General features: G+C 67.5%; 23 protein-coding genes. 11 read left to right on the top strand and 12 right to left on the bottom strand.

Annotation, left to right across the window (positions count from 1 at the left end; all coding sequences use genetic code 11):
- The first annotated feature begins 221 nt into the window (after positions 1-221).
- The 3 genes from OHA10_RS10835 to OHA10_RS10825 are packed head-to-tail and all read left to right on the top strand — an operon-like array spanning position 222 to position 2,623.
- Positions 222-1,067, top strand: coding sequence for an SAM-dependent methyltransferase (locus tag OHA10_RS10835; protein WP_371406044.1), 846 nt, complete (start codon positions 222-224; stop codon positions 1,065-1,067).
- 15 nt (positions 1,068-1,082) lie between these two features.
- On the top strand, positions 1,083-1,499 hold the full coding sequence (locus OHA10_RS10830; RefSeq protein ID WP_371406043.1) for an acyl-CoA thioesterase: 417 nt from the start codon (positions 1,083-1,085) through the stop codon (positions 1,497-1,499).
- Positions 1,496-2,623, top strand: coding sequence for a zinc-dependent alcohol dehydrogenase family protein (locus OHA10_RS10825; protein WP_371406042.1), 1,128 nt, complete (start codon positions 1,496-1,498; stop codon positions 2,621-2,623). Before OHA10_RS10830 ends, OHA10_RS10825 begins: the two co-directional genes overlap by 4 nt.
- Here OHA10_RS10825 and OHA10_RS10820 read toward each other — a convergent pair.
- Positions 2,605-3,051: a YciI family protein gene (locus OHA10_RS10820; protein WP_371406041.1), complete on the bottom strand. Its 447-nt coding sequence runs from the start codon at positions 3,049-3,051 to the stop codon at positions 2,605-2,607. The two genes, OHA10_RS10825 and OHA10_RS10820, sit on opposite strands and share 19 nt — an antisense overlap.
- A gap of 139 nt (positions 3,052-3,190) precedes the next feature.
- On the opposite strand from OHA10_RS10820, the gene OHA10_RS10815 reads away from it, so the two are divergent.
- The gene (locus OHA10_RS10815) at positions 3,191-4,636 is read left to right on the top strand and encodes a zinc-dependent metalloprotease family protein (RefSeq protein WP_371406040.1); all 1,446 of its coding nucleotides are present in this window, start codon (positions 3,191-3,193) and stop codon (positions 4,634-4,636) included.
- 102 nt (positions 4,637-4,738) lie between these two features.
- Complete coding sequence (locus OHA10_RS10810; RefSeq protein ID WP_371406039.1) at positions 4,739-6,169, top strand: pre-peptidase C-terminal domain-containing protein; 1,431 nt, start codon at positions 4,739-4,741, stop codon at positions 6,167-6,169.
- A gap of 50 nt (positions 6,170-6,219) precedes the next feature.
- Here OHA10_RS10810 and OHA10_RS10805 read toward each other — a convergent pair whose 3' ends face one another.
- From OHA10_RS10805 to OHA10_RS10765, 9 genes are all read right to left on the bottom strand, one after another.
- A complete protein-coding gene (locus OHA10_RS10805) occupies positions 6,220-7,365 on the bottom strand; it encodes a M20 family metallopeptidase (RefSeq protein WP_371407927.1) in 1,146 nt (381 codons plus the stop codon).
- Between the two features lie 130 nt (positions 7,366-7,495).
- Positions 7,496-8,461 carry a hypothetical protein gene (locus OHA10_RS10800; RefSeq protein ID WP_371406038.1) on the bottom strand — a complete coding sequence of 322 codons (966 nt, stop codon included), beginning with the start codon at positions 8,459-8,461 and terminating at the stop codon, positions 7,496-7,498.
- A 73-nt stretch (positions 8,462-8,534) separates the two neighbouring features.
- Positions 8,535-8,960, bottom strand: coding sequence for a hypothetical protein (locus tag OHA10_RS10795; RefSeq protein WP_371406037.1), 426 nt, complete (start codon positions 8,958-8,960; stop codon positions 8,535-8,537).
- A 52-nt stretch (positions 8,961-9,012) separates the two neighbouring features.
- A complete protein-coding gene (locus OHA10_RS10790) occupies positions 9,013-10,023 on the bottom strand; it encodes a hypothetical protein (protein ID WP_371406036.1) in 1,011 nt (336 codons plus the stop codon).
- Positions 10,020-10,235, bottom strand: coding sequence for a hypothetical protein (locus OHA10_RS10785; RefSeq protein WP_371406035.1), 216 nt, complete (start codon positions 10,233-10,235; stop codon positions 10,020-10,022). Before OHA10_RS10785 ends, OHA10_RS10790 begins: the two co-directional genes overlap by 4 nt.
- Before the next feature lie 203 nt (positions 10,236-10,438).
- Positions 10,439-11,269, bottom strand: a complete 831-nt coding sequence (locus OHA10_RS10780) for a DUF72 domain-containing protein (protein WP_371406034.1) — start codon at positions 11,267-11,269, stop codon at positions 10,439-10,441.
- Positions 11,266-11,400 carry a hypothetical protein gene (locus OHA10_RS10775; protein WP_371406033.1) on the bottom strand — a complete coding sequence of 45 codons (135 nt, stop codon included), beginning with the start codon at positions 11,398-11,400 and terminating at the stop codon, positions 11,266-11,268. Before OHA10_RS10775 ends, OHA10_RS10780 begins: the two co-directional genes overlap by 4 nt.
- Positions 11,401-11,470: 70 nt before the next feature.
- Entirely contained in the window at positions 11,471-12,550 is a 1,080-nt protein-coding gene (locus OHA10_RS10770) for an inositol-3-phosphate synthase (protein WP_371406032.1), read from the bottom strand.
- Positions 12,547-13,131 carry a PadR family transcriptional regulator gene (locus OHA10_RS10765; RefSeq protein WP_134106506.1) on the bottom strand — a complete coding sequence of 195 codons (585 nt, stop codon included), beginning with the start codon at positions 13,129-13,131 and terminating at the stop codon, positions 12,547-12,549. The genes OHA10_RS10770 and OHA10_RS10765 overlap by 4 nt, the downstream gene beginning before the upstream one ends.
- A 202-nt stretch (positions 13,132-13,333) precedes the next feature.
- On the opposite strand from OHA10_RS10765, the gene OHA10_RS10760 reads away from it, so the two are divergent.
- The 4 genes from OHA10_RS10760 (at position 13,334) to OHA10_RS10745 (ending at position 18,921) form a co-directional block, all read left to right on the top strand.
- Complete coding sequence (locus OHA10_RS10760; RefSeq protein ID WP_371406031.1) at positions 13,334-14,815, top strand: short-chain fatty acid transporter; 1,482 nt, start codon at positions 13,334-13,336, stop codon at positions 14,813-14,815.
- 190 nt (positions 14,816-15,005) lie between these two features.
- Positions 15,006-17,252: a transglycosylase domain-containing protein gene (locus tag OHA10_RS10755; RefSeq protein ID WP_371406030.1), complete on the top strand. Its 2,247-nt coding sequence runs from the start codon at positions 15,006-15,008 to the stop codon at positions 17,250-17,252.
- A 113-nt stretch (positions 17,253-17,365) separates the two neighbouring features.
- The gene (locus OHA10_RS10750) at positions 17,366-18,559 is read left to right on the top strand and encodes a mannosyltransferase family protein (RefSeq protein ID WP_371406029.1); all 1,194 of its coding nucleotides are present in this window, start codon (positions 17,366-17,368) and stop codon (positions 18,557-18,559) included.
- Between the two features lie 47 nt (positions 18,560-18,606).
- Positions 18,607-18,921 carry a hypothetical protein gene (locus OHA10_RS10745; protein WP_371406028.1) on the top strand — a complete coding sequence of 105 codons (315 nt, stop codon included), beginning with the start codon at positions 18,607-18,609 and terminating at the stop codon, positions 18,919-18,921.
- A 180-nt stretch (positions 18,922-19,101) separates the two neighbouring features.
- Here the strand turns inward: OHA10_RS10745 and OHA10_RS10740 are convergent, their stop codons facing one another.
- Entirely contained in the window at positions 19,102-23,052 is a 3,951-nt protein-coding gene (locus OHA10_RS10740) for a GH92 family glycosyl hydrolase (protein WP_371406027.1), read from the bottom strand.
- 258 nt (positions 23,053-23,310) lie between these two features.
- Here OHA10_RS10740 and OHA10_RS10735 point away from each other — a divergent pair, with 258 nt between their 5' ends.
- Both OHA10_RS10735 and OHA10_RS10730 read left to right on the top strand, forming a co-directional pair.
- Entirely contained in the window at positions 23,311-24,210 is a 900-nt protein-coding gene (locus OHA10_RS10735) for an NAD-dependent epimerase/dehydratase family protein (protein ID WP_371406026.1), read from the top strand.
- On the top strand, positions 24,207-26,408 hold the full coding sequence (locus tag OHA10_RS10730; RefSeq protein WP_371406025.1) for a glycosyltransferase: 2,202 nt from the start codon (positions 24,207-24,209) through the stop codon (positions 26,406-26,408). The genes OHA10_RS10735 and OHA10_RS10730 overlap by 4 nt, the downstream gene beginning before the upstream one ends.
- Here the strand turns inward: OHA10_RS10730 and OHA10_RS10725 are convergent.
- The gene (locus tag OHA10_RS10725) at positions 26,311-26,781 is read right to left on the bottom strand and encodes a GtrA family protein (RefSeq protein ID WP_371406024.1); all 471 of its coding nucleotides are present in this window, start codon (positions 26,779-26,781) and stop codon (positions 26,311-26,313) included. The genes OHA10_RS10730 and OHA10_RS10725 overlap by 98 nt on opposite strands.
- Positions 26,782-26,886 lie beyond the last annotated feature (105 nt).

Genomic DNA, 26,886 nt, shown 5'->3' with positions numbered 1-26,886 from the left:
CCAACGGGCTGACCGAGCATCAGAAAATGCCCGCCAGGCACCTCATCCGGCACAAACCCGAGCCGACTGGATTCAATCCTCTGTAAAGGCCAGACCTGGACGCGCCGGAGGTGATGGCAAGAGAACTTTGGAGCGATAGGGTCGTTCTGGCGGTGTCACGGTCCGTTGTGCACCGGTTACGATGGCTCTTCAGTTCTGAGCGCAGCGCGGATGGGAATTTCATGGCTGAATCGCAGGATGCCGACGTCGACCCGCGGATGTACGAGCAGCTGAAGCTCGACCGGCCGCACGGCGCTCGGGTGTACGACTACTTCCTGGGCGGGAAGGACAACTTCGCGATCGACCGGCAGGCCGCCGAGCACCTGCTCCAGGCGTTCCCGGGCTTCCGCACCGCCGCCCTCTCGAACCGGATGTGGATGCACCGCGCGGCCAAGTACGCCGCCGAGCAGGGCATCACCCAGTTCCTCGACATCGGCACCGGCATCCCGACCAGCCCGAACCTGCACGAGGTCGTCCAGAAGATCACCCCGGCGGCGCACGTGGTCTACGCCGACAACGACCCGATCGTGCTCGCGCACTCACGGGCCCTGCTGGTCAGCGACCCGGCGGGCAAGACGGCGTACCTCGAGGCCGACGTCACCGACCCGCAGGCGATCCTGGAGTCGGACGAGGTCAAGGAGCTGATCGACTTCGACCAGCCGGTCGCGCTCAGCATCGTCGGCGTGTTCCACTACCTGCCCGACGCGCTGAAGCCGTACGACCTGGTCCGTCAGCTCGTCGAGCCGCTGGCGCCCGGATCGCTGCTGATCTTCTCGCACTGCACGCCGGACTTCGCGCCGGAGCTGTGGGAGCGGGCGATGGTGGTCTACAAGGCCGACGGCGGTGACGCGCAGGTCCGCTCGAAGGAAGAGGTCACCCGCTTCTTCGAGGGCACCGAGCTGGTCGAGCCCGGCGTGGTCTCGCCCTTCCGGTGGTACCCCGACGACGAGACGCAGCGCCTGGTCGACAAGGGCGAGTTCACCGACATCATGTGCAGCCTGTGGGTCGGAGTCGGCCGCAAGCCGTAGTTCTAGGCTGTCCGCATGGACCGCAGCGCGTATCCGCACCACCTTGCGATCACGCTGCGGTGGAAGGACAACGACGTCTACGGGCACGTCAACAACGTCGAGTACTACAGCTTCTTCGACACCGTGATCAACGACTTCCTGATCCGGTCGGGTGGTCTCGACATCCACGGCGGTGACGTGATCGGGCTGTGCGTGGACTCGCAGTGCACGTTCAAGCAACCGCTCGAGTTCCCGGGTGTCGTGGACGCGGGGTTGCGGTGCGGTCAGCTCGGCAACTCCAGCGTGCGGTACGAGATCGCCTTGTTCCGCGAGGGATCGGACGAGCCGGCCGCGACCGGGCGGTTCGTGCACGTCTTCGTCACCCGCGAGGATCGCCGCCCGGTGCCGGTCCCGGACCACATCCGGGCCGCCCTGGAAGGGATCACAGGATGATCGTGCGTGGCGCCGTACTGCGGGAGATGGGCCTGCCGGCGCCGTACGCCGCGTCGCGGCCGCTGCGGATCGAAGAGGTCGAGCTGGCGCCGCCCGGTCCGGGCGAACTGCTGGTCCGGATCCGCGCGGCCGGCCTGTGCCACTCGGACCTCTCGGTGATCGACGGCTCCCGCCCCCGCGTGATGCCGATGCTCCTCGGCCACGAAGCCACCGGCGAGGTTGTCGTGTCCGAGGCTGCCGGCTTCGCTCCGGGCGATGTCATCGCGTGCGCGTTCGTCCCCGCCTGCGGCGCCTGCGGACCGTGCGCGGAGGGCCGAGCCGCGCTGTGCGAGTCCGGGGCTGCCGCAAACACCGCAGGCACCCTGCTGGGCGGCGCCCGCCGCTTGACCAGCCTTCGCGACCCGCACCCACCGGCTGAGCTGCATCACCATCTGGGTGTCTCCGGCTTTGCGGATCATGCGGTGATCTCGGCGCATTCGGCCGTGAAGATCGACCCGTCGCTCCCGCCTGAGATCGCCGCCCTCTTCGGCTGTGCAGTCATGACCGGCGTCGGTGCAGTCGTGAACACAGCGCAGGTCCGCGCCGGCCGCAGCGCGGTCGTCTTCGGTCTCGGCGGCGTCGGCCTGTCCGCGTTGCTCGGCGCGGTCCTGGTCGGAGCGCATCCGATCGTCGCGGTGGACGTCGTACCCGCCAAGTTGGAGTTGGCGCTGCAACTAGGCGCGACAGTTGCCGTCGACGCCCGTGACGCGGTGGACCAGGTGCGCGAGGCGACCTCGGGTGGGGCGGAATACGCCTTCGAGACGGTCGGCAGCGCGAAGGTGCTCGAGCAGGCGTACGCCGCGACGCGCCGCGGCGGGACCACCGTCACGGTCGGGCTCCCGCATCCGTCGCAGTCGTTCAGCGTGCCCGCGGTCAGCCTGGTCGCGGAGGAACGCACGGTGAAGGGCTCGTACCTCGGCTCGTCGGTGCCGTCACGCGACATCCCGCGGTACGTCGCTCTGTTCCGAGCCGGCCGGCTCCCGGTCGACCGGCTGCTGACCGCGACCGTCGGGCTCGACGACCTGAACCAGGCCTTCGACGACCTGGCCGCAGGTACGTCGATCCGTCAGGTGTTGCTCTTCTGAAGGTTCTCGGCGGCCTTCTGGAACGTCTCTTCGTTGCGGTCGCGCGCTTCGCTGGTGTAGTTGTCACCGAAGAATTCGGCGGTCGGGACAGGGCGGATCTCCAGCTCGCCGTCGGTGCGGCCGTCGGCCGCCACACAGCGCCAGCCCCACTCGATCGCTTCCTCGCGCGAGGCCACCTCGATCAGGCAGAATCCGGCGATCAGCTCCTTGGTCTCGGTGAACGGGCCGTCGACCACCCGGCGCTGCTTGTCGTCGTCGAACCCGAGCCGGAAACCCATCGAGCTCGGCAGCAATCCGTCACCAGCGAGCAGGACGCCTTTCTCGGCCATCTCCGCCATCACCAGACCCATCGCGGTCAGGCTCTCCTCGCTCGGCAGCGCGCCCGCTTCGGACTCCTCGCTCGCCTTGAAGATCATCATGTAGCGCATCTGTGGCCCCTCCCAAGTCGGCGTTAAATCCCGAGACGAATCTATACAGGGGCGGGGACCTTCGGGCAGGCTACGCACAGTGCGTGCCCACGCACGAGATGTGAGGCCGCCCCGGAGTCCCTGAGGAGGACCCCCAAGCATGCACACCCGCCCCCGCCGGATCGGCGCTCTCGCCGTCGCCGGTGCAGTTGTCCTCGGAGCCGTCGCAGTCGCCGTCAGCAATCAGGCCGACGCCCAGCAGCCCGCTCCGCTTCCCATCGACCAGTTGCTCGGCCAGGAGCTCCAAGGCAAGGCCGCGCTCGGCCGGGTCCAGTCCCGGCTCGCCGAGGTTGCCTCGCGCAATGGAGTCCCCGCGACTCAGCTCGAGCGAATTCTCGCCACCGACAAGACCGCCTGGCTCGATCACGGCGGCAAGCTGTTCTACCGCGAGCCCGTCGCGACCGCGGCCGAGCGGAAGTCCGCGGCAGCGCCGTCCCCGCGCTGGGCCAAGCAGGCGGTCGCCGCCGCGACAGGTCCGGCGTTCGAGCTGCACAGCAAGCCGGGCTCGAACCGGGTCATCTACCTGGACTTCGACGGTCAGACGATCACCGGTACGGCGTGGAACACCGGCGGCAAGCCGGCCACGGTCAACGTCACGCCGTACGACACCGACGGGAATCCGAACAACTGGAGCACCGCGGAGCAGGACGTCGTACGCGATGTCTGGGCCCGGGTCGCCGAGGACTACGCGCCGTTCGACGTGGACGTGACCACCCAGCAGCCGACCGCCGCGGCGATCGACCGGACCGGCTCCTCCGACCAGCAGTACGGCACGCGCGTGCTGATCGACCCGACCACCTGGTACCAGTCGGGCTGCGGTTGCGGCGGGGTGGCGTACGTCGGCGTGTACGACAACACGAGCCAGCACTCGTACTACCAACCGGCGCTCGTGTTCACGAAGGGCGTCGGCACCGGCGCGAAGAACATCGCCGAGGCCGCGTCGCACGAAGCCGGCCACAACGTCGGGCTCTCGCACGACGGCACGGCGTCCGTCGGGTACTACGCCGGCCATGGCGCCTGGGCGCCGATCATGGGTGTCGGCTACTCCAAGGCGATCAGCCAGTGGAGCAAGGGCGAGTACACCGGGGCCAACAACAAGGAAGACGACTTCGCGGTGATCGGCCAGAACGGGCTGGCTCTGCGGGCCGACGACCACGGCAACGGCACATCGGACGCAACTGCGTTGACGCTCGGGACCAGCGTGAAGGGCATCTACGCGAACGACTCGGACGTCGACACCTTCCGGATCGACCTGGCCGCCGGCACGTTCACCTTCGCGGCTTCGGCAGCCGCCTCCGGTGCGGACCTGGACATCAAGCTCCAGCTGCTCAACTCCTCCGGCGCGGTCGTCGCGACCGCTGACCCGGCATCTGGCCAGTCCAACGCGGCCACGCCGACCGGTCTCGGTGCGAGCATCAGCCGCCAGGTCACCGCGGGCCGCTACTACCTGCGGATCGAGAACACCGGGTACGGCAACCCGCTGAACACCGGCTACTCGACGTACGGCAGCCGCGGCGCCTACTCGGTCCGCGTCACCGCGGGCTGACACCCGAACCACCCGGGGCCGTCGATCCCACCGAGATCGACGGCCCCGGGTTCTTGGGGGGAACCGCCCAAACCGGGGGGAATCCTGTGAGGAGGATTCCGAGTGAGCAGATTCCGCCGCACCGGCGCGCTCGCCTGCGCTGGTGCCGTCGTACTTGGAGGTCTGGCTGTCGCTGCCGGCACCCAGGCCGATGCGCAGCAGACACCTGTCGACCAGCTGTTGTCGCAGCCTTTGGCCGGCGGCGCCGCTCTCGGCAAGGTCCAGTCGAGACTCGCTGATGTTGCCGACCACAACCGGATGCCCACCGAGCGGTTGCGGCAGATCCTCGCCACCGACAAGACCGCGTGGCTCGATGCCGATAGCAAACTGTTCTTCCGCGAGCCCGGTCTGACCAGTGCGCAGAAGGCTCCCGAGGCATCGCCCCGCTGGGCACGCACCGCCGTCGCCGGCGCGACCGGTCCTGCGTTCGAGCTCCACAGCAAGCCTGGCTCGAACCGCGTGCTCTACCTGGATTTCGACGGTCACACCATCACCGGCACGGCGTGGAACGCGTCGAAGGGCATCGACCCGGTGAACGTGTCGGCGTACGACACCGATGGTGATCCGGCGAACTACAGCACCGCCGAGCAGGACGTGGTCCACGAGGTGTGGGCCCGGGTTGCCGAGGACTACTCGACGTTCGACGTGGACGTGACGACCCAGGAGCCGCCGCAGTCCGCGATCGACCGGTCCGGTGCGTCGGACGAGCAGTACGGCACGCGGGTCCTGATCGACCCGGACACCTGGTACCAGTCGGGCTGCGGTTGCGGCGGTGTCGCGTACGTCGGGGTGTACGACAGCACGAGCCGGCATGACTACTACCAGCCGGCGTTGGTGTTCACGAAGGGCGTCGGTACCGGTGCCAAGAACCTCGCCGAGGCCGCGTCGCACGAGGCCGGTCACAACGTCGGGCTTTCGCACGACGGTACGTCGACGGTCGGGTACTACCCGGGTCATGGCGCGTGGGCGCCGATCATGGGCGTCGGGTACTACCGCGGCATCAGCCAGTGGAGCAAGGGCGAGTACGCCGACGCGAACAACAAGGAAGACGACTACGCGGTCGTGGGCACGCACGGTCTGGCTCTGCGCGCGGACGAGGCCGGTGACACGACCGGCGACGCCGCCGCGCTGACTGTCGGTACGCCGGTGTCCGGGATCATCGCGGCGGAGGACGACACCGACGTGTACCGCGTCGACGTGAGTGCCGCGGGCAACTACACGGCGTCGGCGAGCCCGGCTCCGACCGGTGGCAACCTCGACATCAAGCTGGACCTGCTCGACGGCTCCGGCGTGGTCGTCGCCTCGAACGACCCGGCCTCCGGACAGAGCGACGCCGGTACGCCGACGGGTCTCGGCGCGAGTGTTAGCGGCGCCCTCCAGCCGGGTACGTACTACCTGCGGATCGACAACGTCGGCTACGGCGATCCGCTCAACACCGGCTACTCGACGTACGGCAGCCGCGGCGCCTACACCCTGAACGTTTCGCCCTCCTGAACCCTGGGGCTGGTCGGCCTCTGGCGGACTGACCAGCCCCAGGCCAGGCTTTACGCAGGCACCAGATGGTGTACGGCGAGCTGCGCCAGCGCCGCCGCCTGGTCTGCGAGGACGGCGTCGTCGAACCGCACGATGCTCGAATGGTTCGAGGGCGCCTCTTCGGCGGTGACGTCGTCCGGCCGCGCGCCGACCATCACGAACGTGCCGGGGACCTCCTTCAGCACCATCGAGAAGTCCTCTGCGCCCATCAACGGGTTCTCCAGGTCCTGCACCCGGTCCGCGCCGAAGAGGTCTGTCAGGATCTGCGCGGTTTCAGCCGTACGTCCCGCGTCGTTCACCGTCACCGGGTACTGCGGGTTGAGCTGCGCGTCGACCGTGCATCCGTGTGCTGCCGCGATCCGCTCGGCCAGGGCCGGGAGCTCGCGTGTCAGTTGCGTGAGCGTTGCATCCGACAACGTTCGCACGGTCGCGCCGAGGCGGGCGGTGTTCGGGATGACGTTGATCGCGACGCCGGCCTCGAGTTGTGTGACGGTGATGACGACGGGGTCGAACACGTTCACCCGCCGCGTCGCGTACGTCTGCAACGCGAGCACCAACTCCGCCACCACCGGAACCGGGTCAACCGTCCGATCCGGCATCGACCCGTGCCCGCCCTTGCCGCGCACGGTGATGTGCAGCTGGTTCGAGCTGGCCATCATCGTGCCCGGTCGCATCTGGAAGACGCCCTTCCCCGCCTGCGCCCAGACGTGCAGCGCGTACGCCGCGATCGGCTTGTCACCCGTCGCCTGCAGCAGTCCTTCCCGCAGCATGTATCCGGTCCCGCCGAGGCCTTCCTCGCCCGGCTGGAACATGAAGATCACGTTGCCGTGCAGCTCCTCGCGATGAGCGCTGAGCAACTTGGCCGCTCCGACCAGGCCCGCGGTGTGCAGGTCGTGGCCGCAGGCATGCATGTTCCCGTTCTCCGCTGCGTACTCGAGCCCGGTCTCCTCGACCACCGGCAACGCGTCCATATCCCCGCGCAACAACACCGTCGGCCCCGGCGCACCACCCCGCAGCACCGCCACCACGGACGTCAGCTCTTTCCCGGTCGTCACCTCCAACGGCAACCCACTGATGGCATCCATCACCAACGCCTGAGTCCCCGGCAGCTGCAACCCCACCTCCGGCCCCCGATGCAAAGCCCGCCGCAACTCCACCAATCCAGCCGCTATCCCCACACCCTCACCAACAAACTCCACCAAACACCTCCGCTAACCACCCAACCCACCCGAACCCCGACACCGTACCCACCTCACCCCCACCCACCACCTGCGCACCTAGCCACGCTCAGTCGCCGCGAGAGGTGGGGGGTTCTCGGTGGGGTTGGGTGTGGTTGGGGGTGCGGCGGGTGGGTGCTGAGGTGGCGGAGGACGGCGGGGCTTTGGGGGCTGGCGTCGGGCCGTGGGTGGTCTGTAGTGGTGGCGTCGCTCCGAGGCCGGCGTCCAGGCTTCGGCGTAGGTCCTGGTTGGACGACCAGTACTCGGCGATGTCGTGGATCTTCGTGTTGGCCTGCTGGAACGCCTCCAGGCCGGCCAGCGCCGACATCTTGACGTCGAGCGGATCGTTGGGGTCGTAGCCGTGGATCGACGCGAATGCCGGCTTCATTGCCGCCTCGATCTCCGCGACCGCGCCGGCACGAGCCTGTTCAGGCACCACCTCGGACAACGTCCTGTCGTACAGCAGCTCGGCAACGACCCGGAACTTGTCCTCGGCATTCACCACCGCCATCCGCAGGATCACCTCGTCCCCGGACATATCGACGCGTGCACCGACCGCGTTGGCGAACCGCTCGACCGCCGGTCGGTACTCGCCGTACGGCGGAGGTGTGCTGACGTCGCTGATGCCCGGTGCGATGCGCTCCAGATCGAGCTCGGCGATGTACCTGTCCAGCAGGATCTGGGTCGCGAGCTCGGTGGTCGCCTCCTCGACCACCTCGTGCGCCGGCTCCTTGTAGGCATCGAACCCGGTGGAGTGCGACGTCCCCCTCGCGGCGAGCAGGTGGATGTTCTCGTGCAGGATGATCCGGATCGCTTCTTTGTACCGCTGCAGCGTCCAGTCACCCTGCTGCTGGCCGGCCCGATTGAACATGTCCCGGAGCGACTCGACGATGTGCTCCGGGTGGTACCGCAGCGAGTTGTCCCGGCAGGCCAGTCCCCATCGCCTGTCGTCAGGGTCGAGGACATCCCACACCCGGTTCCACGACGTGTGATCGGCGCCGGTGATCCGCACCGCCACCCGAGCCTGCTCGTCCATCAACTGAGCAAAACCAGCGACCACAGCCGTCAACCCCTGGTCGCAGGCTGGTGGGGTGACGTGCGGGCAGAGCTCATCGGTCGGGGTTGGCGGCCGGGGAGCTCTCCAGCGCTTCGAGCTGCATGCCGAGGGACTCGGTCAGGGCGAGGATCTGGTGCCGTTCGGTGGTCTCGGCCACTGTGTCGGCGATCCGGCCGATCTCGTCGATGCCGGCCCGGAGCGCGGCGATGCGTTCGGTCGAACTGCCCTGAGCGTTGCGGGTCTGGCGGTGGACGCGGACCGCCGCCGCCATCGCGTCGGAGACGGGCGGTTGCTCCATATCGAGAACCTCGGACAGTTGGTTGACGAGCAACTCGGCCTGGCTCTGGTCCGATCGCGGCTCGACGAGGGGGACCATGCCTCGCAGGCGCTCCACCTCACTCGCGAGCGTGGCCGAGTCCATCGAGCGCGCGGCAGCCAGCACTTGCGCGTACTCCGCGTCGAACGTCCGATAGTCCATACCTCAGTATCCCGACCCACAGGGTTCGCCCGGGGAACTGCACGGGTGCGCGTCATCGACAGCCTCCGTGGAGGTGTGCGGTCCGCGCGGTGACGGGGCGGCTTCGCGCGGGGTGGAGGCGAGCGGACTGGCCGCGTGTGGCGGTTGGGGGCGCTAGACCGGACAGCGCCGCTTCGTGGGGTGATGGAGCGGGGACTGGCGACGGGAGGGTGCAGGCGTTGGCGTGGGTCTGGGTGATGTCTGCGTGGATGGGGCTGAAGGTGTAGGCGGACTCGGCGGACTGGATCTCGTGGTGGAGGCGGTCGAGGAGTTCGTTGGCGGTGGAGAGGGACTTGGCGGCCGCGAAGCCAGGCGCGGTGAGCTCGTAGGCGTCGAGGTGGTCGAGGCCCGCGCGGAGGATGGACTCCAGGCGCGATCGGGTGTCGGCGCCGACCGGCTCCAGGTCGGGGAGGCGGGTCGAGTTGTAGACGAGCGTGACCAGCAAGGGGAACTGGCCGGCCGCGGTCTGGCGGTTGAGGAGGTCGAGGACCTCGCCGTCACGGAGGTTGTTGCGGGACTCGAGATCCGCGGTGAGTTTGCGGACGGCGGGGACGAACGCGGCGTAGTACCCGCCGGCCTGGACGGATTCGATGCCGGGGGCAACTTTGTCGATACCTAGTCGACGGAGGTAGTCGTCCAGGTGGTCCTGCGCCCAGGCTTCGGTGACACCTTCTTCCAGTTGGCGGCTGCCGGATTTGGTGAAGGCTTCGCGGGCGGACTCCTGGGTCGATCCTGCCGGGCCGAGGAAGTGGGCGTGCTCGTGGAGCAGGGTGGCGAGCGCCTCGCGGTATCGGACGAGGGTGGCGGTGGGTTGCTTCTCGCCGGCGCGATCGTACAGCTGGCGGAGTGGATCGAGGATGGTCTCGCTGTCGAGATAAAGGGTGCCGTCCCAGTGGGCAAGGCCGAGGATGGCTCCGGTGGACTCGACGATGCGTCCGTTCCATGCGGACTGGTCGGCCGAGGCGAGATCGCGCGCGGTCTCTCCACTCACGGCCAGCAGTTCGTCGAGTGAGCCGTCGGTCATGAGCGGAACGCGATCGCCAGGCGGACGAGGGAGTCGGCTGTCCGGCGGAAGCGGGCTTTGTCGTGCGGATCCTCGGCCTGCGCCGCGAGCCGGCCGAACTCCGTGATGAGCCAGTCGGCCCGGGCCTGCCGCTCGGCCAGGGTGCCGGCCACGGTGCCGCTCGTGGTGGCGGTCGAGGTAGCGGCGGGCGTCGTACCGGATGAGTGCTGCATGAGATGTCCTCCCGAGGTGTGAAGTCGGCGGAGAACATACGGAGATCGCCCGCGAAATCAGCGGCCAGTTGTGGAGCTGTGGATAACTCGCCCCGCTCGGGGCGGTGCGGACTGGCCGGCGGGTTCTTTCACCGCTTGGTGTCCTGCAACACGCCATCGGCCGAACAACCGGTCAGCCGTGGCATCGAGGCCGATTTCCCCGGTCAGAAGAGTGTTGGCGGTTCGGACGCGACCGGCTCCGGAAGTGGGGCGAGCTCAGGGACAGCGGCGGCGACGGTCGCGTAGAAGTGGCGAGCGAGGTTCAGCGCCTCGGCATTGTCGGGAGTGTGCAGGAAGATCGTCGGCGACCGACCCTCCGAGAGCCACTGCACGACGAGGTCGACGAGATATCCCCAGCCGTCCACGGTCTCAGCCACAGAGTCGCGACCGATGTAGCGGACGATCGGGAAGGCGGTGAGCGCGCGAGTACGACGCGCCACGCGCGGCTTCTTCATCCAGGCGTCGCGCTCGGCAAAGCTCGTCGGGCGGCGCGAGAAGAGCGTGCCGGTGTCGAACGGAATCCATTCGGCGTCGACGCGCGCGAGCACACGCTCGAGGTTGCCGGCGGCACCCGGTTCGTCGAAGAACGAGCGGTGGCGGACTTCCACGGCGTACCGATAGTCGCGAGGTGCCTGGTGCAGGAAGGCGGCGAGGGCGCCGAGATCTGTGGGGGAGAACGCGGCCGGCAGCTGGATCCAGACGGCGTGGTTGCGCGGGCCGAGCGGCTCGATCGCGGCGAGGAAGGCGCGGAGTTCACCGTCGACGTTCGTGAGCCGACGCTCGTGCGTGATGACTTGGGGAAGCTTCACGACGAATCGGAAGTCCGATGCAGTCTGTGCCGCCCAGGAGGCGACCGTCGACGGAGAAGGCGTCGCGTAGAACGTCGTGTTGCTCTCGACCGCGTTGCACCAGGACGCATACGAACGCAGCTTGTCCCGAGAAGGCTGCGGCCACGCAGGATGCGTCCACTGCGCACAACCAACGTGCAGCCTCATAGCGCCGGGTTCTCGAAGACCGGACGGTTTACGACGATGTCGTCGTAGTACTCCGTGGTGAAGAAGCTGAGCAGGCGGCACTGGAGCCAGCTGGAGGCGTCGGTGTCGCGGTAGGCGCGGATCTCGGTCATCCGGCGTCATGATGGCACGCCGCCCGGCACCCTTCCAGAGGGTTACCGGGCGGCGGTCACAGCGATCGGGTCAGCGCTCGACCTCGCCGCGGATGAACTTCTCCACCAGGTCGCGGCAGACGTCGTCGGCGTACTGCTCCGGCGGGGACTTCATGAAGTACGACGAGGCGGACAGGATCGGGCCGCCGATGCCGCGGTCCTTGGCGATCTTCACCGCGCGGATCGCGTCGATGATGATGCCGGCCGAGTTCGGCGAGTCCCAGACCTCGAGCTTGTACTCCAGCGACAGCGGGACGTCGCCGAAGTTGCGGCCCTCGAGCCGGATGAACGCCCACTTGCGGTCGTCCAGCCAGGCCACGTAGTCGGACGGGCCGATGTGCACGTTGCGGGCGTCGATCTCGTCGCGCAGCTGCGAGGTGACGGACTGGGTCTTGCTGATCTTCTTGGACTCCAGCCGCTCACGCTCGAGCATGTTCTTGAAGTCCATGTTGCCGCCGACGTTCAGCTGGTACGTGCGGTCCACGGTGACACCGCGGTCCTCGAACAGCTTGGTCAGCACGCGGTGGGTGATCGTGGCGCCGATCTGCGACTTGATGTCGTCGCCGACGATCGGCACGCCGGCCGCGGTGAACTTGTCCGCCCACTCCTTGGTGCCGGCGATGAACACCGGCAGCGCGTTCACGAACGCGACACCCGCGTCGATCGCGCACTGCGCGTAGAACTTCGCCGCCTGCTCCGAGCCGACCGGCAGGTAGCAGACCAGTACGTCGACCTGCGCCTCACGCAGCGCGGCGACGACGTCGACCGGAGCGGCGTCGGACTCGGTGATGGTCTCGCGGTAGTACTTGCCGAGGCCGTCGAGGGTGTGACCGCGCTGGACGGTGACGCCGGTCGGCGGTACGTCGCAGATCTTGATCGTGTTGTTCTCGCTGGCGCCGATCGCGTCGGCGAGGTCCAGGCCGACCTTCTTGCCGTCGACGTCGAAGGCGGCGACGAACTCCACGTCGCGCACGTGGTACTCACCGAACTGGACGTGCATCAGACCGGGGACGCGCTCCTCGGGCTTCGCGTCCCGGTAGTAGTGCACGCCCTGGACGAGCGAGCTGGCGCAGTTGCCGACACCGACGATCGCTACGCGGATCGAGGTCATCTGGAATCTCCTTGGGTAGGCGGTTGGTGCTGTTCAGGGGGCCGCTGTTGCCGCCGCTCGCCGTCGATCAGCTCGTTCAGCCAGCGGACCTCGCGCTCGGCCGACTCCAGGCCGTGCCGTTGCAGCTCGAGGGTGTAGGTATCGACCCGCTCCGCCGTCCGGCTCATCGCCGCCCGGAAGTTGGCCAGCCGCTCCTCCATCCGGGCCCTGCGGCCCTCGAGGATGCGCAACCGGGTGGCCGGATCGGTCCGGCCGAAGAACGAGAAGCGGACGCCGAACGTGTCGTCCTCCCAGGCCGACGGACCGGCCTCGTGCATCGCGTGCGCGAAGTAGTCCTTGCCGTCGGCGGTGATCGTGTAGACGATCTTCGGCCGGCGACCCGACTCCGGCGTCCCGGGGTCGGCCGTGATCAGGCCGTTGCGGAGCATCGCCTTCAGACACGGGTACAACGAACCGAACGACAGCACGCGCCCCCAGCCGAACTGGGCGTTGACGCGCTTGCGGAGCTCGTAGCCGTGCATCGGCGCTTCGTGCAGCAGACCGAGTACGGCGAGCTCCAGGACCCCACTGCGGTTTCCCATGAGCCACCTCCCTCGGTCTAGTTTGTCATGACCTGATGTATCGGTTCGATACATCGCACCGCCACTGTAAGCAGACCTCTGGCCTGTGGACAACTCTTGACAAACGCGGCCTTTGTCACCTCCAGCGGGAAAACTGTTACGTCAGACGCCGATCCGCGTTATTCGAATGACACTCAGAGTCGCGGTCTCAGAGCGGAGGGTCATGGCCGACAGCCATGGGAAGCACGCCAGGTCCGAGGTCGAAGCCGACGGCGCGCTTGCGCGGCTGGCGTTGCGGTTCACCGCGTTCACCGAGAAGTGGCTGCCGGACGCGTTCGGGTTCGTGCTGGTCGGCACCTTCGTGGTGCTGCTGTTCGGACTCGTCACCGGAGAGCCGCTGCTGGGGCGCCCGGACGACCCGGCCGCGACCAAGGGCTACGGCATGGTCGATGCCTGGGGCATCGGGTTCTGGTCGCTGATCACGTTCACGCTGCAGATGGCGATGATCATCATCGGCGGGTACGCCGTCGCGACCAGCGGACCGATCGCGCGACTGATCACCCGGCTCGCGCGGATCCCGAAGAACCCGCGGACCGCGGTCGCCTTCGTCGCCGCGGTCGCGATGCTGGCGTCGTACCTGAACTGGGCGTTCAGTCTGATCTTCGCGGCGATCCTGGCGCGCGAGGTGGCGCGGAACGTGCCGAAGGCGGACTACCGCGCGCTCGGAGCGATGGCGTTCCTCGGGCTCGGGACCGTGTGGGCGCAGGGCTTGTCGGGCTCGGCCGCGCTGCAGGTGGCGAGTGCGAGCAGCAGTCCGCCGCCGGTGCAAGAAGTCATCAAGGCCAGTGGGCACGCGAGCGGGTTGATCCCGCTCAGCGACACGATCTTCACCTGGCAGGCGATCGCCGCGACGCTGATCGTGTACGTCGTCGGCGTCGGGATGGCGTGGTTCATCGCACCGGGCGAGGGCAACTCGCGGACCGCGGAGCACCTCGGCATCGAACTCAAACCGCTCGTCGGTCGCGGATCGGCGTACAACGGTGAACGCCGGGAGGTACGTCGACCCGGTGACTGGCTGGAGCATTCGCCGCTGTTCAGTCTGCTGATCGTGTTGCTCGGTGCGGTCTTTCTGGTCCGATACTTCAGCGGGAAGAACTTCTTCAACGCCCTCGACCTCAACACGATCAACCTCATCCTGTTCCTGCTCGCGCTACTTCTGCAGTGGCGGCCGTGGCGGATGGCTCGCGCCGTACGCGACGGTGCACCGGCGGCGGCCGGCGTACTGCTCCAATTCCCCTTGTACGGCGGGATCTTCGGCATGATCGCGTACACGGGGATCTCCGGGCGGCTGGCCGGCTGGTTGGTGCATGCGAGCAACCAGTTCCTGTTCCCGCCGCTGGTCGCGATCTACTCGTGCATCCTCGGCATCTTCGTACCGAGCGGCGGCAGCAAGTGGGTGATCGAGGCGCCGTACGTGCTGCAGGCGGCGAACGAGCTCAAGGTCGACGCGGGCTGGATGGTCGTCGTGTACGACCTCGGCGAGGCGAGCGCCAACCTGCTGCAGCCGTTCTGGATGCTGCCGACGCTCGCGATCCTCGGACTGAAGGCGCGCGACATCATGGGCTACACGTTCACGATGTTCCTGGCCTGCTTCCCGGCCGCGCTGATCGCCGTGACGCTGCTGGCACCCCACGTGACCTCGTGAGAGTCGCGTCACAGCGCCGCGCCGGATGCAAACCTTCCAACGTTGTAGGGCGTCAGCGGAAGAGCCCCGGTGGACCGTTTTCACTTGGGCGCCCCGTGGTTGCTAGCATCCGGAGCGGATTCGGGCGCGTTACCACACCCACCGTAGTCTGTGGGGCAATGACTCCAGCCAGATCGTCGAGGATTGCAGCGTGAGTGAAGCTCGTAGGAAGGCCGCCCCGGCCCGCCGTCGGCAGAAGAGGCACTGGGCGGTCCGCGTACTCGGCTGGCTCGCCGCGCTGGTGTTCCTCGGCATCATCGGCGCGGTCGCGACCTTCTTCATCGTGTACCAGACGACGAAGATCCCCGACCCGAACAAAGAGTTCGCCACCAACACGACCACGGTGACGTACGCCGACCAGCGCAACAACCTGGGCACGTTCTTCGAGCAGAACCGGCACTCGGTGCCGATGTCGCAGATCCCGAAGCGCGTCCAGGACTCGGTGATCGCGGCCGAGGACCGGACGTTCTGGACCAACCCCGGTATCTCGCCGTCCGGCATGGTCCGGGCCGCGGTGAACATCGCCCGCGGTGAGCAGTTGCAAGGTGGTTCGACCATCACCCAGCAGTACGTCAAGGTCATGTACCTGACCCAGGAGCGGACGGTCGGGCGCAAGCTCAAGGAACTGTTCATCGCGACCAAGCTCGGCCGGCAGCAGGACAAGAGCAAGACGCTCGAGGGCTACCTCAACACCGTCTACTTCGGCGAAGGCGCGTACGGCATCTCCGCCGCAGGTGACGCGTACTTCAAGAAGCCCGACCCGAACTCGCTGACTGTCCCGGAGTCGGCTCTGCTTGCCACCGTCCTGAACAACCCGACGTTGTTCGACGTCACGGACCCCGATCCGCGGACCAAGAAGCGGATCATCGACCGGTATCACTACGTCCTCGACGGCATGCAGCAGATGGGCACGATCACCCCGACCCAGGAGAAGCAGTACGCCAACGCACTGCCGAAGCTCGACATGAAGCCGAAGAGCAGCCGCTACGGGGGACCGAACGGCTTCCTGCTCGACATGGCCCGCAAGGAGTTGGGAAAGCTCGGCTTCGACGAGGACGCGATCACCGGCGGCGGACTGAAGGTGACCACCACCTTCAACTACCAGCAGCAGAAGAAGATTCTGCTCGCGGCGAAGAACGAGAAGCCGAAGAAGAGCGACGGGCTGCACATCGGGATGGCCGCCGTCCAGCCCGGGACCGGCCAACTGCTGGCGATGTACGGCGGTCCGGACTTCCTCAAGAGTCAGCTCAACTGGGCGACGACCAAGGCCCGGCCGGGTTCGTCCTTCAAACCGTTCGCGCTGGCCGCGGCGCTCGAGGACGGGAAGTCGATCTACGACATCTTCCAGGGCGACAGCCCGATCACGGTCCAGGGCCAGAAATTCGGCAACGAGCTCAGTACCGACTACGGCGACGTCACCCTGCTGAAGGCGACCGAGGAGTCGGTCAACACCGCCTTCTACGACCTGGTCGACAAGCAGATGGACGGCGGACCGCGCAAGGTCGTCAAGGCGGCCGAGGCGGCCGGCATCCCGGCCTCGAAGGCCTTGGAGAACGACAAGGACAACCCGTCCACCGTGCTCGGTCCGAACGCGTACGCCTCGCCGGTCGACATGGCGAACGCCTACGCGACGTTCGCGGCCGGAGGAAAGTACACGCCGCTGCACACGATCAAGGAAGTGCGCGGTCCGGACGGCAAGGTGCTGTGGTCGGACGCGACGATCATGAAGCAGCAGAAGCAGGCGTTCCCGCCGGACATCGCCAACATGGTGAACTACGTCCTGCAGCAGGTGGTCAAGGACGGCACCGGTACCGGCGCCAAGGATCTCGACCGTCCGGTCGCCGGCAAGACCGGCACCGCCGGTGGTGTCGCGGTGGAGGACCGGGCCGAGAACAAGAAGTGCGGCGGTTGTAAGGACGGCTCGGCGACGCTGACCTCGTGGTGGAGTGCCTACACACCTCAGCTGTCGACCTCCGTGCTCTACCGGGCCGGCAAGGACGGCGAGTCGGACCTCGACCCGTACAGCGACGACCCGGCGTTCTTCGGTGGCAACTGGCCGCTGAAGACCTGGCTGGCGTTCATGAAGTCGGCGCTGGAGGGTGTGCCGACGGCCGACTTCGCCGCGCCGGACGCGGACCAGGTGAAGGACACCACCACGCCGACGTACACGCCGCCGACGAACACCCCCACGAACACGCCCACCAACACGCCGCCGCCCAGTACTCCGCCACCGAACACGCCGCCTCCGTCGACGCCGCCGCCGAACACCCCGACGAACACGCCGACGAAGACGAAGCCGACCAGGCCGACGAACACTCCGGGCTGGCCCTCGTTGCCGACCGGCGGGACGACGAGTGAACCGACGAAGACCCCGCAGAAACCCGGCGGCGGTCAATAGCTCCGGACGACGGCACCCCACCTGGGGTGCCGTCGTCGTTTGTCTGTCAGGTCCGGGGATAAGGCACGATGGGTGCGTGACTCGGGCGGACTTCGGCATGCGGCGGTGTGGGCGTGTTTGAACGCACGGCCGCCGGTGACCCCAAGCCGGGGCGGGCTCGGCGCGCCCGGGTGGACAGCGTCGGCTGGCAGCGGTGGATGCCGACAGCTCAGGCCCGTGAGGTGCTCGGATGGTGGCTGGTCAGCCGGATCGCGTTGTTCGTGCTGTCGGTCTCGGCGCCGCTGCTGTTCAACCGGGGCAACGACTATCCGAACGTCTGGCACGCCTGGCTGCAGTGGGACGTCTGGCACCTGAAGGCGGTCGCCGAGTTCGGCTACAACCACGGTGAGCCGTCGGGAGCGCCACTGGCCGCGTTCTTCCCCGGCTTCCCGTTGCTGGTCCGGCTGGTCAGCTACACCGGCATCGGGTACGTCGCGGCGGGCATCGTGGTGTCCGCAGTGGCCAGTGCGTTCGCGGGCGTGTACCTGGCGCGGCTGGCGCAGTACGAGTTCCCGGAGCTGAAAGGCATCGGGCCGAACGCGGCGATGATCTGGTACGGCGCTCCGGTCGGCGTCTTCCTCGCCGCTGGGTACACCGAGGCGCTGTTCTGTGCGTTCGCCTTCCCCGCCTGGCTGGCCGCACGGCAGGGTCGCTGGGCGCGGGCGGCCATGTTCGTCGCGTTGGCGTCGACGGTGCGGGTGTCCGGGATCTTCCTGATCTTCGCGTTGCTCGTCGAGTTCATCACCTCGAAGAAGCGGGACTGGCTGTCGCTGCCGTGGCTGGCGTTGCCCGCAGTGCCGGTGCTCGGGTTCATGGCGTACCTGAAGCAGATCCATGGCTCGTGGTTCGCGTGGCAGGAGGCGCAGGAGAAGGGCTGGGCGCGCGAGTTCACCTGGCCGTGGATCTCGCTCGAGCACACGTTCCAGGCCGCGAGCAAGGGCCACTTCTCGCCCGACCGCAGCGACTGGACCTGGATGTTCCGCGCCGAACTGGTTGCGCTGTTCGTCCTGTTGATGCTGCTCGTCTGGCTGTTCTGGCGCCGGTCCTGGGGTGAGGCTGCCTGGGTCGCGGCGACGGTCGGCGCCTTCTGTACGTCGTTCTGGATCTACTCGCTCACCCGGGCCACCCTGCTGATGTGGCCGCTGTGGATCGGCCTGGCCGTCCTGGCCCGGCGGAGACCGTGGATCGGCCGGCTCTACCTGGCTGTGGCGATACCGCTGGCTGCCATCTGGGCGGCCGGCTTCTTCACCGGCCGCTGGTCCGGCTGAGTAGTTCTGCTCAGGCACTCCGCCCGCTGCGTCCTTAGCGTGATCCTATGGATGCCCGGACGATCGGCAGGGTGACTCTGGAGGCCGCCTTCGTCGGTGTGGTGGCAGGTGTCGCGTACGCGGCGATGCGGCACCTCGGTGCCCCGCTGTGTCCGCCAACGGCAGTGAGCTGTGCGGCGGAGGCGGGTGGCGCTCTGTTCGCAGTACAGCTCGGGGGTGTTGCGACTGCGCTGGCGTTGCCGGTGCTGGCGCTCCGGGCCGGGCTCCGGTGGGCCTTCGCTGTGGTCGCGACGACCGGGATCGTGGCCATGAATCTGGTCTGGTTCCTGACGATGTCCGACATGTGGACTGTTTTGCGCTGAGGCAACCCTCGGGAGAGTTCGAGCGTCGTTAGGGATGAAGGGGTGGCAGTCCGGGCGGGGACCGCCACCCCTCATCACACTTCGGCACAACCGAATCTCCGGCGGAACCTCTCAGGGGCAGGCTCCGCCGGGGACACGGCTCCTGTCACTACAAGAAGTGACAGGAGCCGGCGAGCAGGATCAGCCCCAGTTGCGGTCGATGGACTGCGACGGGGTCGGGCTCGGCTTCGTCTCGGCGACGCGCTTGTCGCTCGGGTGCGTGCCGGTCTCGACGCCCTTCAGCGTCCCGAGGAGCTCGACCTCGGCGAGCGTGACGCCGTCAGCGCCCGCCGCCGGGGTCAGCACCAGGCGGTACTGCGTGTACGCCTTCGGAGACGCGATACTGAAGGACCTCGTGTACGACGCCCACGCGAATGTCTCGCCACTACGGCGATCCACCGTGGACCACGTCGTACCGTCGTTCGAACCCTCCAGCGTCCACGCGGACGGCGCCGTACCGGTGGCGCCGCTGGTCAGCGTGTACATGCCGACCGGACGACCCTGCGGCAGGGCCACCGTGACGGTGGGCTGAGCGCCGGTCAGCGTGACCTGTGTCTTCGAGTCGTTGTCGATCAACGCGGAGACATCAGGGCCACCCGCACCGATCACCGCGCCGGTGTCGGACGTCGAGTCGCGCCAGGTCATCGGGTCCTCGCCGGGCTTGGTGATCGACGGCGGCGCGTCGTTCCGGCCGGAGCCCCACTTGGTCGGCTGATCGGTCATCTCGAACTCGATCTTGCCGCCGTTCGCGATCAGGTCGTGCGGCAACGAGGTCGAGGTCCACGCCTTCCCGTTCACGCGAACGCTCTTGACGTAGATGTTCTTCGAGCTGTTCTTCGGCGCGCTGACCACGAGCTTCTTGCCGTTGGCCAGCCGGACCGTCGCCTTGGTGAAGAGCGGCGAGCCGATCGCGTACGTCGGCGAGCCGACCTGCAGCGGGTAGAAGCCGAGCGCGCTGAAGAGGTACCACGACGACATCTCGCCGTTGTCCTCGTCACCCGGGTACCCCTGCCCGATCTCCGAGCCGGTGTACAACCGGGACAGCACCTCACGCACCTTCTCCTGCGTCTTCCACGGCTGTCCGGCCACGTCGTACATGTAGGTGATGTGGTGCGACGGCTGGTTGCTGTGCCCGTACTGACCCATCCGGACGTCGCGGGCCTCGAGCATCTCGTGGATCGTGCCGCCGTACCCGCCGGTGTGCAGTGCGTCCTCGGGAGTGCTGAAGAACTCGTCGAGCTTCTTCGCCAGCCCGTCGCGGCCGCCGTAGATCGCGGCCAGGCCGGCGCCGTCCTGCGGGGTCGAGAACGCCATGTTCCACGCGTTCGTCTCGGTGTAGTCGTGACCCCAGTCCTGTGGGTCGAAGGTGCTGGGCGAGTTGCCCCAGACGCCGTCCGGTCCCTTGCCCTGGAAGAAGCCGACGGTCGGGTCGAACAGCGTGACGTAGTTGCGGGCCCGGTTCAGGAAGTACTTGTAGTTGTCCAGGTACTCCTGCTTGCGCGGGTCGTTCTTCTTCGCCTTGTCGTACAGGGCCTTCGACAGGTTCGCGATGCCGAAGTCGTTGATGTAGCCGTCCATCGACCAACTGAAGCCCTCACCGGTGGTGTTGGCCGTGTACCCGTTGAATGTGGACAGGTCCATGCCCTTGCGGCCGACGTTCTGCGACGGCGGTACGACAGACGCGTTCTTCACGGCAGCGTCGTACGCCGCCTGGACGTCGATGCCCTTGACGCCCTTGAGGTACGCATCGGCGAACGCGACGTCGGACGACGTACCGACCATCAGGTTGGCGTAGCCCGGTGAGGACCAGCGCGAGATCCAGCCGCCGTCCTTGTACTGCTGGACGAACCCGTTGACCAGATCGGCAGCCTCAGGCGCCAGCAACGAGTACGCCGGCCACACCGTCCGGTACGTGTCCCAGAAGCCGTTGTTCACGTACGTCTGGCCGGCCACGATCTTCGAGCCGGTTGTGGTCGGGGTGTCCGCACCCACCTTCGGTGACGTCGGCGACGCGTACGTGATCACCGGCTTCGAGGCGGTGCCGGTGTTCTCGGAGCCGTTGTTCGGGTAGAGGAACAGCCGGTACAGGTTCGAGTAGAGCGTGGTCAGCTGGTCGGCTGTCGCCCCTTCGACCTCGATCGCGCTCAGCTTGGCGTCCCAGGCGGCCTGCGCGGCGTCCTTGACCTTGTTGAACTTCGATCCGGCCGGCAGTTCGAGCTCGAGGTTCTTCCGGGCCTGGGCGGTGCCGATCAGCGAGGTCGCGATCCGCAACTGCACCTGGGTGGTCTTGGCGTCGAACTTGAAGTACCCGCCGACGTCCGCGCCACCGCCGTCCGCAAGCTTGCCGGAGGCAATCACCTTCTGGTCGACGACGCCGTACACGAACAGCCGGCCGGCGCCGGTGGACAGACCGCTCTTGATGTCGGTGTACCCGGTGACCACGCCGGTCGCCGGGTCGAGGGTCAGACCGCCGCTGTTGTTGACGTTGTCGAAGACCAGCGAGGCCTTGCCGGCCGGGAAGCTGAACCGCAGCATCGCCGCGTGGTCGGTCGGCGCGATCTCGGCCGCGTTGCCGTTGTCGAACGTGACGCCGTAGTAGTACGGCCGCGCGACCTCGTTGTCGTGGCTGAACGCCCAGGCCCGCGCCTTGCGGTCCGCGGTCGGGGTGTCGGCGGTGGACGGCATCACCTGGAAGGTCTGCCGGTCACCCATCCACGGGCTGGGCTCGTGGCTGATCGACAACGCCTGCATGGTCGGCTTGTTGTCCTCGTTGTTGCCCTTGGCGTAGTCGTACAGCCAGGACATCGAGCCGGCGTTCGTCACCGGCGTCCAGAAGTTGAAGCCGTGCGGTACGGCGGTCGCCGGGAAGTTGTTGCCCCGCGAGAAACCGCCGGTCGCGTTCGTGCCACGGGTGGTCAGCGCGAGATCCGATGGGTGCTTGGCCGCGGTCTTCTGCGCCGCGCGGTCCGGGTTGATCGCGGCCGCGATCCGGATGTCGTCGAGCCAGCCGCGGAAGTCCGCCGGGCCGGACGGCTTGTCGTACCCGACGAGGATCCGCTTGATCGTCTTGCCCGCGGCCACCTTGCCGAGGTCGGCCTCGACGTTGTTCCACTGGTTCGTGTAGAGCGCCTTCGAGTCGCCCTGACCGCGCGGGCTGAGCGTGAACCCGTGGTTGTCCTTCGCCTTCAGGTCGCTCAGGTACGTGCCGTCGTCGAACGCGAGATCCAGCGCGGCGTACGTACTCGGGTAGCTGAGGTCGCCCTCGACGTGTTCGGGGAAGATCTTGTACGACAGACGGGTGTCCTTGCCGACCTTCAGGTCGACGTCGGAGATCTTGTTCCACGTGTAGCCGCGACCGGTGCTCTCCTGGTGCCCGGCGTAGCGGAAGGACTTGACGCCGGTGAAACCGACGCGAGCGCGGGCGTTGTAGGCACTGGTCGGGCCGGAGTCCAGTTGGGACTCGGCGACCGGACCGGGTGGCGGCAGAGGTGCGCCGTTCGAGAGGTACCAGTCGGCGAGCTGGACAATGTCCTCGCCGTGGTTCAGCGTGACGTCCAGCTTGAAGAACTTGTACGCCGTGTCGTTCGAGAAGCTGTACTCCTTGGTCTGGAACCTGTTCTCGAAGCTCTGACCGGTCTGCGTGTCCAGCGTGGTCCAGGTGGTCCCGTCGTTCGAACCGGAGACCGTCCAGTTCTGCGGGTCGCGGCCGTCGGCGTCATTGGCCGAGGTCAGTGCGTACTTCTTGATCACCACCGGGGCCGAGGTCTCGTAGACCAGCCAGCCGGTCGGTTCGAACACCAGCCACTTGGTGAACTTGTCACCGTCGGCCGCGTTGGTGGCGATCTCGCCGCCGCCGGTGTTCTCGCCGTTCGCGGTCACCTTCGTGACCTTGTCCATCTCGCTGCCGCCGATCCCGGTCGGCGTCGGGCCGCGGACACCGTCGGTGCGGGGCTTCCCGTCCGGTCCGGTCTCGACGGCGTCGGTGTACCCCGGCTGCGGCTGGCCCGGCTCGAAGGAGGTGAAGAACGAGGACCCGCTCACCACAGGCTGGTCAGCCACGGCGGCCGGAGGGACGGCATGAGCTGACGTCATGGAAGTAGACATTGTCACAATCAGTCCGAGAGACGCGACGAGCCCCAGTGGGCGGCGGAGATCCATACACGCTCCTTGCACAGCCGGCCGGCACCACGGGAGCCCCCGCCCACCGGTATGAGTACGCGGCCCCGATGACAAGGTTGTCAGCCCGCGCCCGGGGTGATCCTGCCCATCATGATCACCCGCGGTCAAGGGTTCGTCGCACACCGTTCGCCGGTGTCCTGTAGTTGGTCTGTGAGCGGTAGGTTGAGGCCCATGGACGAACGTGTGCTGGTCACCGGGGCGGCCGGGTTCATCGGGCGGGCTGTGGTGGCTGCCCTGCGGGAGCGTGGGGTCGCGGTGACTGCTGTGGACCGTGAACCGCCGGATGCGTCCTGGGACGAGGGCGTCCAGGTGGTGACGGGCGACCTGGCCGAGCAAGAGACCTGTATCGCGGCCTTCGAGACCAGACCGACCGCCGTGGTGCATCTGGCCGCGCTGACCTCGGTGCTGCGCTCGGTCGACGCTCCGATGCAGACCTTCGCGCAGAACGTCACCATCACCCAGGTCCTGCTCGAGCTGGCGCGGGGCAGTGGCGTGGATCGGTTCGTGCTCGCGTCGACCAACGCAGTCGTGGGCGACGTCGGTACGTCGACCATCACCGCGGACCTCCCGCTCCGGCCGCTGACGCCGTACGGCGCAACCAAGGCCGCCGGCGAGATGTTGCTGTCGGCGTACTCCGGCAGCTACGGGATGACGACCGCGGCGCTGCGGTTCACCAACGTGTACGGCCCGGGGATGTCGCACAAGGACAGCTTCGTGCCGCGGATGATGCGCGCGGCGCTCAGCGGGACCGGCGTGCGCGTGTACGGGGACGGGCAGCAGCGGCGGGACCTGGTGTACATCGACGACGTGGTCAGCGGCGTACTGCTCGCGTTGGAGAGCAAGTACGACGGGCGCGCGATCATCGGATCCGGGCGGTCGGTGTCGGTGCTGGAGATGATCGAGACCGTCCGCACGGTCACCGGCCGCCCGGTGCCCGCGGAGCACATCGAGGCGCCGGCCGGTGAGATGCCGGCCGTCGTCGTGGACATCACCAACGACCTTGGTTACAAGCCGACGGTCACCTTGGAAGAGGGTCTGGAACGGACGTGGCAGTACTTCAAGCTGCAGTGAGGAAGCACTGGCTGCTCGCCATCTTCCTGTTCTTCGGTGTTGTACTGCGGGTGCTCGCGACGATCGCCTACCGGCCGGCGATCGTCTACACGGACTCGGTGCAGTACCTGACCAACATGGGGAAGCTGAGCCCTGACCAGCTCAACCCCATCGGCTACGACTTCGTGCTCGGCCCGCTGGTCTGGATCGGCGGGCTGACCCTCGTAGTCATCGTCCAGCACCTCGTCGGACTGCTCCTGGGCGTGGCGATCTACGCACTGGCGCGCAGGCTCACCGTCTACCGCTGGCTGGCCGCCGTGGCTGCCGCACCGATCCTGCTCGACGCCTACCAGGTGCAGATCGAGCAGAACATCATGGCCGAGACCACCTTCGACGTGATCCTGGTAGCGATCCTCTGGCTGCTCCTCGGCCGCGTGCCCGGCTGGAAGCGCGCAGCGGTCGTCGGCGTACTGATCGGCGCCGCCTTCACCGTCCGCGCGATCGGCATGGTCCTGCTGATCGCAGTGGTGCTCTACCTCATCGTGGTCGGCAACGCCTGGCGCAAACGCCGCATGGACGTCGTACGCCGTGCTGCGGCAGCCGTAGCCGGATTCGCCATCGTCTTCGCTGCGTACGTCGGCTACTACCGCGCCGACACCGGCCGCTGGGGTTTCACCGGCGCCGAGAACCAGATCCTGTACGGGCGGACCGCCACGGTCGCCAACTGCGCCAAGCTCCCGCTCAACGAGGGCACCCGACTGTTCTGCCCCAAGGAGCCGCTGGGGGAGCGCCTCGGCGTGGACAAGTACGCCCACAACCACTACGGCGACCCCAACTGGCCCGGACCCCTGCCACCCGGTACGACGAAGCGCCAGCTCGCCACCGAGTTCGCACACCTCGTGATCCGGCATCAGCCGCTTGACGTGACGTGGGCCGCGCTGAAGGACTTCGCGAAGGGTTTCGCGCCGACTCGGACCAGCTCGCCCAACGACGTACCGCTGAATCGCTGGCAGTTCCAGCTCACCTATCCGAACCTCAGCGACCCCAACACCGCCAAGGCTGCGGTGAAGTGGGGCGGGTCGGAGCCACACGTCGCCCACGTACCTGCGGTCATTCTGCGTGCCTATCAACTCCACGGCGGCTACACGTCCGGCACGCTGCTCGGTCTGTACGCCCTGATCGCCCTGGCTGCGGTAGCCGGGCTGGGACGAGCAAAGACGTCAGGTCTCCGCTCCGCCGCACTGTTGCCTGTTGCCTCCGGTGTGATCTTGTTGCTCGGGTCCGCGGCTTTTGAGTTCTCCTGGCGCTACCAGCTGCCCGGTCTGATCTTCTTCCCGCTCGCAGGTGCCATCGGACTCCGTGCGGTGCTGGGCAAGGACCAGGCTCGCCCGGCGATGGCGGAGTACCCGGATCACGTCGATTCCCTTGCAGTGAAGGACTTCGGCAAGCAGGAGTTCGCACCGGTCGTCGTGGTGATCGCGGCGTACAACGAGGCCGGCGGGATCGGCCAGGTGCTCACCGACATGCCGAGAACGTGCGCGGGCCTGCCCGTCGACGTACTCGTCGTGGTGGACGGCGCTACCGACAACACCGCCGAGATCGCCCGTGAACACGGGGCTTTCGTGTGTGTTGCCCCGAGCAACCGTGGCCAGGGCGCCGCGCTGCGGCTCGGGTACAACCTGGCAGCCGCGGGTGGAGCGGAGTACGTCGTCACGACCGACGCGGACGGGCAGTACGACAACAGTGAACTCGAAGTACTGCTGGAGCCGATCCTGACCGATCGGGCCGACTTCGTCACCGGTTCGCGCCGGCTCGGGGCGGAGGACGCGGACAGTCGGTTGCGCTGGGTCGGCGTACGGGTCTTCGCGGTGCTCGCGTCGATCCTGACCCGGCGCAAGCTGACCGACACGTCGTTCGGGTTCCGCGCGATGCGGGCCGAGCTGGCGACGGCGGTGACGCTGCGCGAACCGCAGTACCAGTCGTCGGAGCTGCTGCTCGGCGCGCTGGCCATCGGCGCCCGGGTGGTCGAGCTGCCGATGACGATGCGCCGGCGCGGTGACGGGAGCAGCAAGAAGGGCCCGGGCCTGGTGTACGGCGCGAACTACGGGCGGGTGATGACGACTACGTGGTTACGGGAGTACGTGCTTCGGCCGGGTCGGAGGCGGGCGCGGCAGGCTTGGCGAACACCAGCCGGTCGAACAGCACGAACTTCACGATGAACAGGACCGCGTAGGTCGCCAGGTAGGAGCCGGAGACCAGGATGGTCTTCCAGGCGTGTGACTCGATCGGCTGGACCAGGTGGTCGGTCACCGAGGTGACCACCGCGGCGGTGACCGCGGAGCCGATCACGATGATTGTGTACGGCAACTTCTGGCCGCTGCGGCCCCAGGTGTAGCGGCGGTTCAGCACGTAGTTCGGGACGGCGCCGGCGAACCAGGCGACGACGGTCGCGACGATCGCCGCAGTACCGAACCAGTAACACAGAGCGAACGCCAGTTGGCTGACCACGGTCGCGACCACGGAGGATGCCGAGTACCTCGCCCACAGCAACAATCGGCCGCGGGAGAGTTCGGTCTTGGTGATAGCGCGCATTGGGGCCTATTCTGCACCTCCGCAGTCCCGGAAGGCAGTCCGGACGGAATTCTCAGCCGATTGCCAGCGAATAGATGACGCCCGTCACGTTACTGGAGCGGGTAC

It is taken from the genome of Kribbella sp. NBC_00662 (assembly GCF_041430295.1).
GTDB lineage: Bacteria > Actinomycetota > Actinomycetes > Propionibacteriales > Kribbellaceae > Kribbella.
Note: the sequence above shows the minus strand (reverse complement) of the source record. Positions and strands in the feature narration are given on the sequence as shown.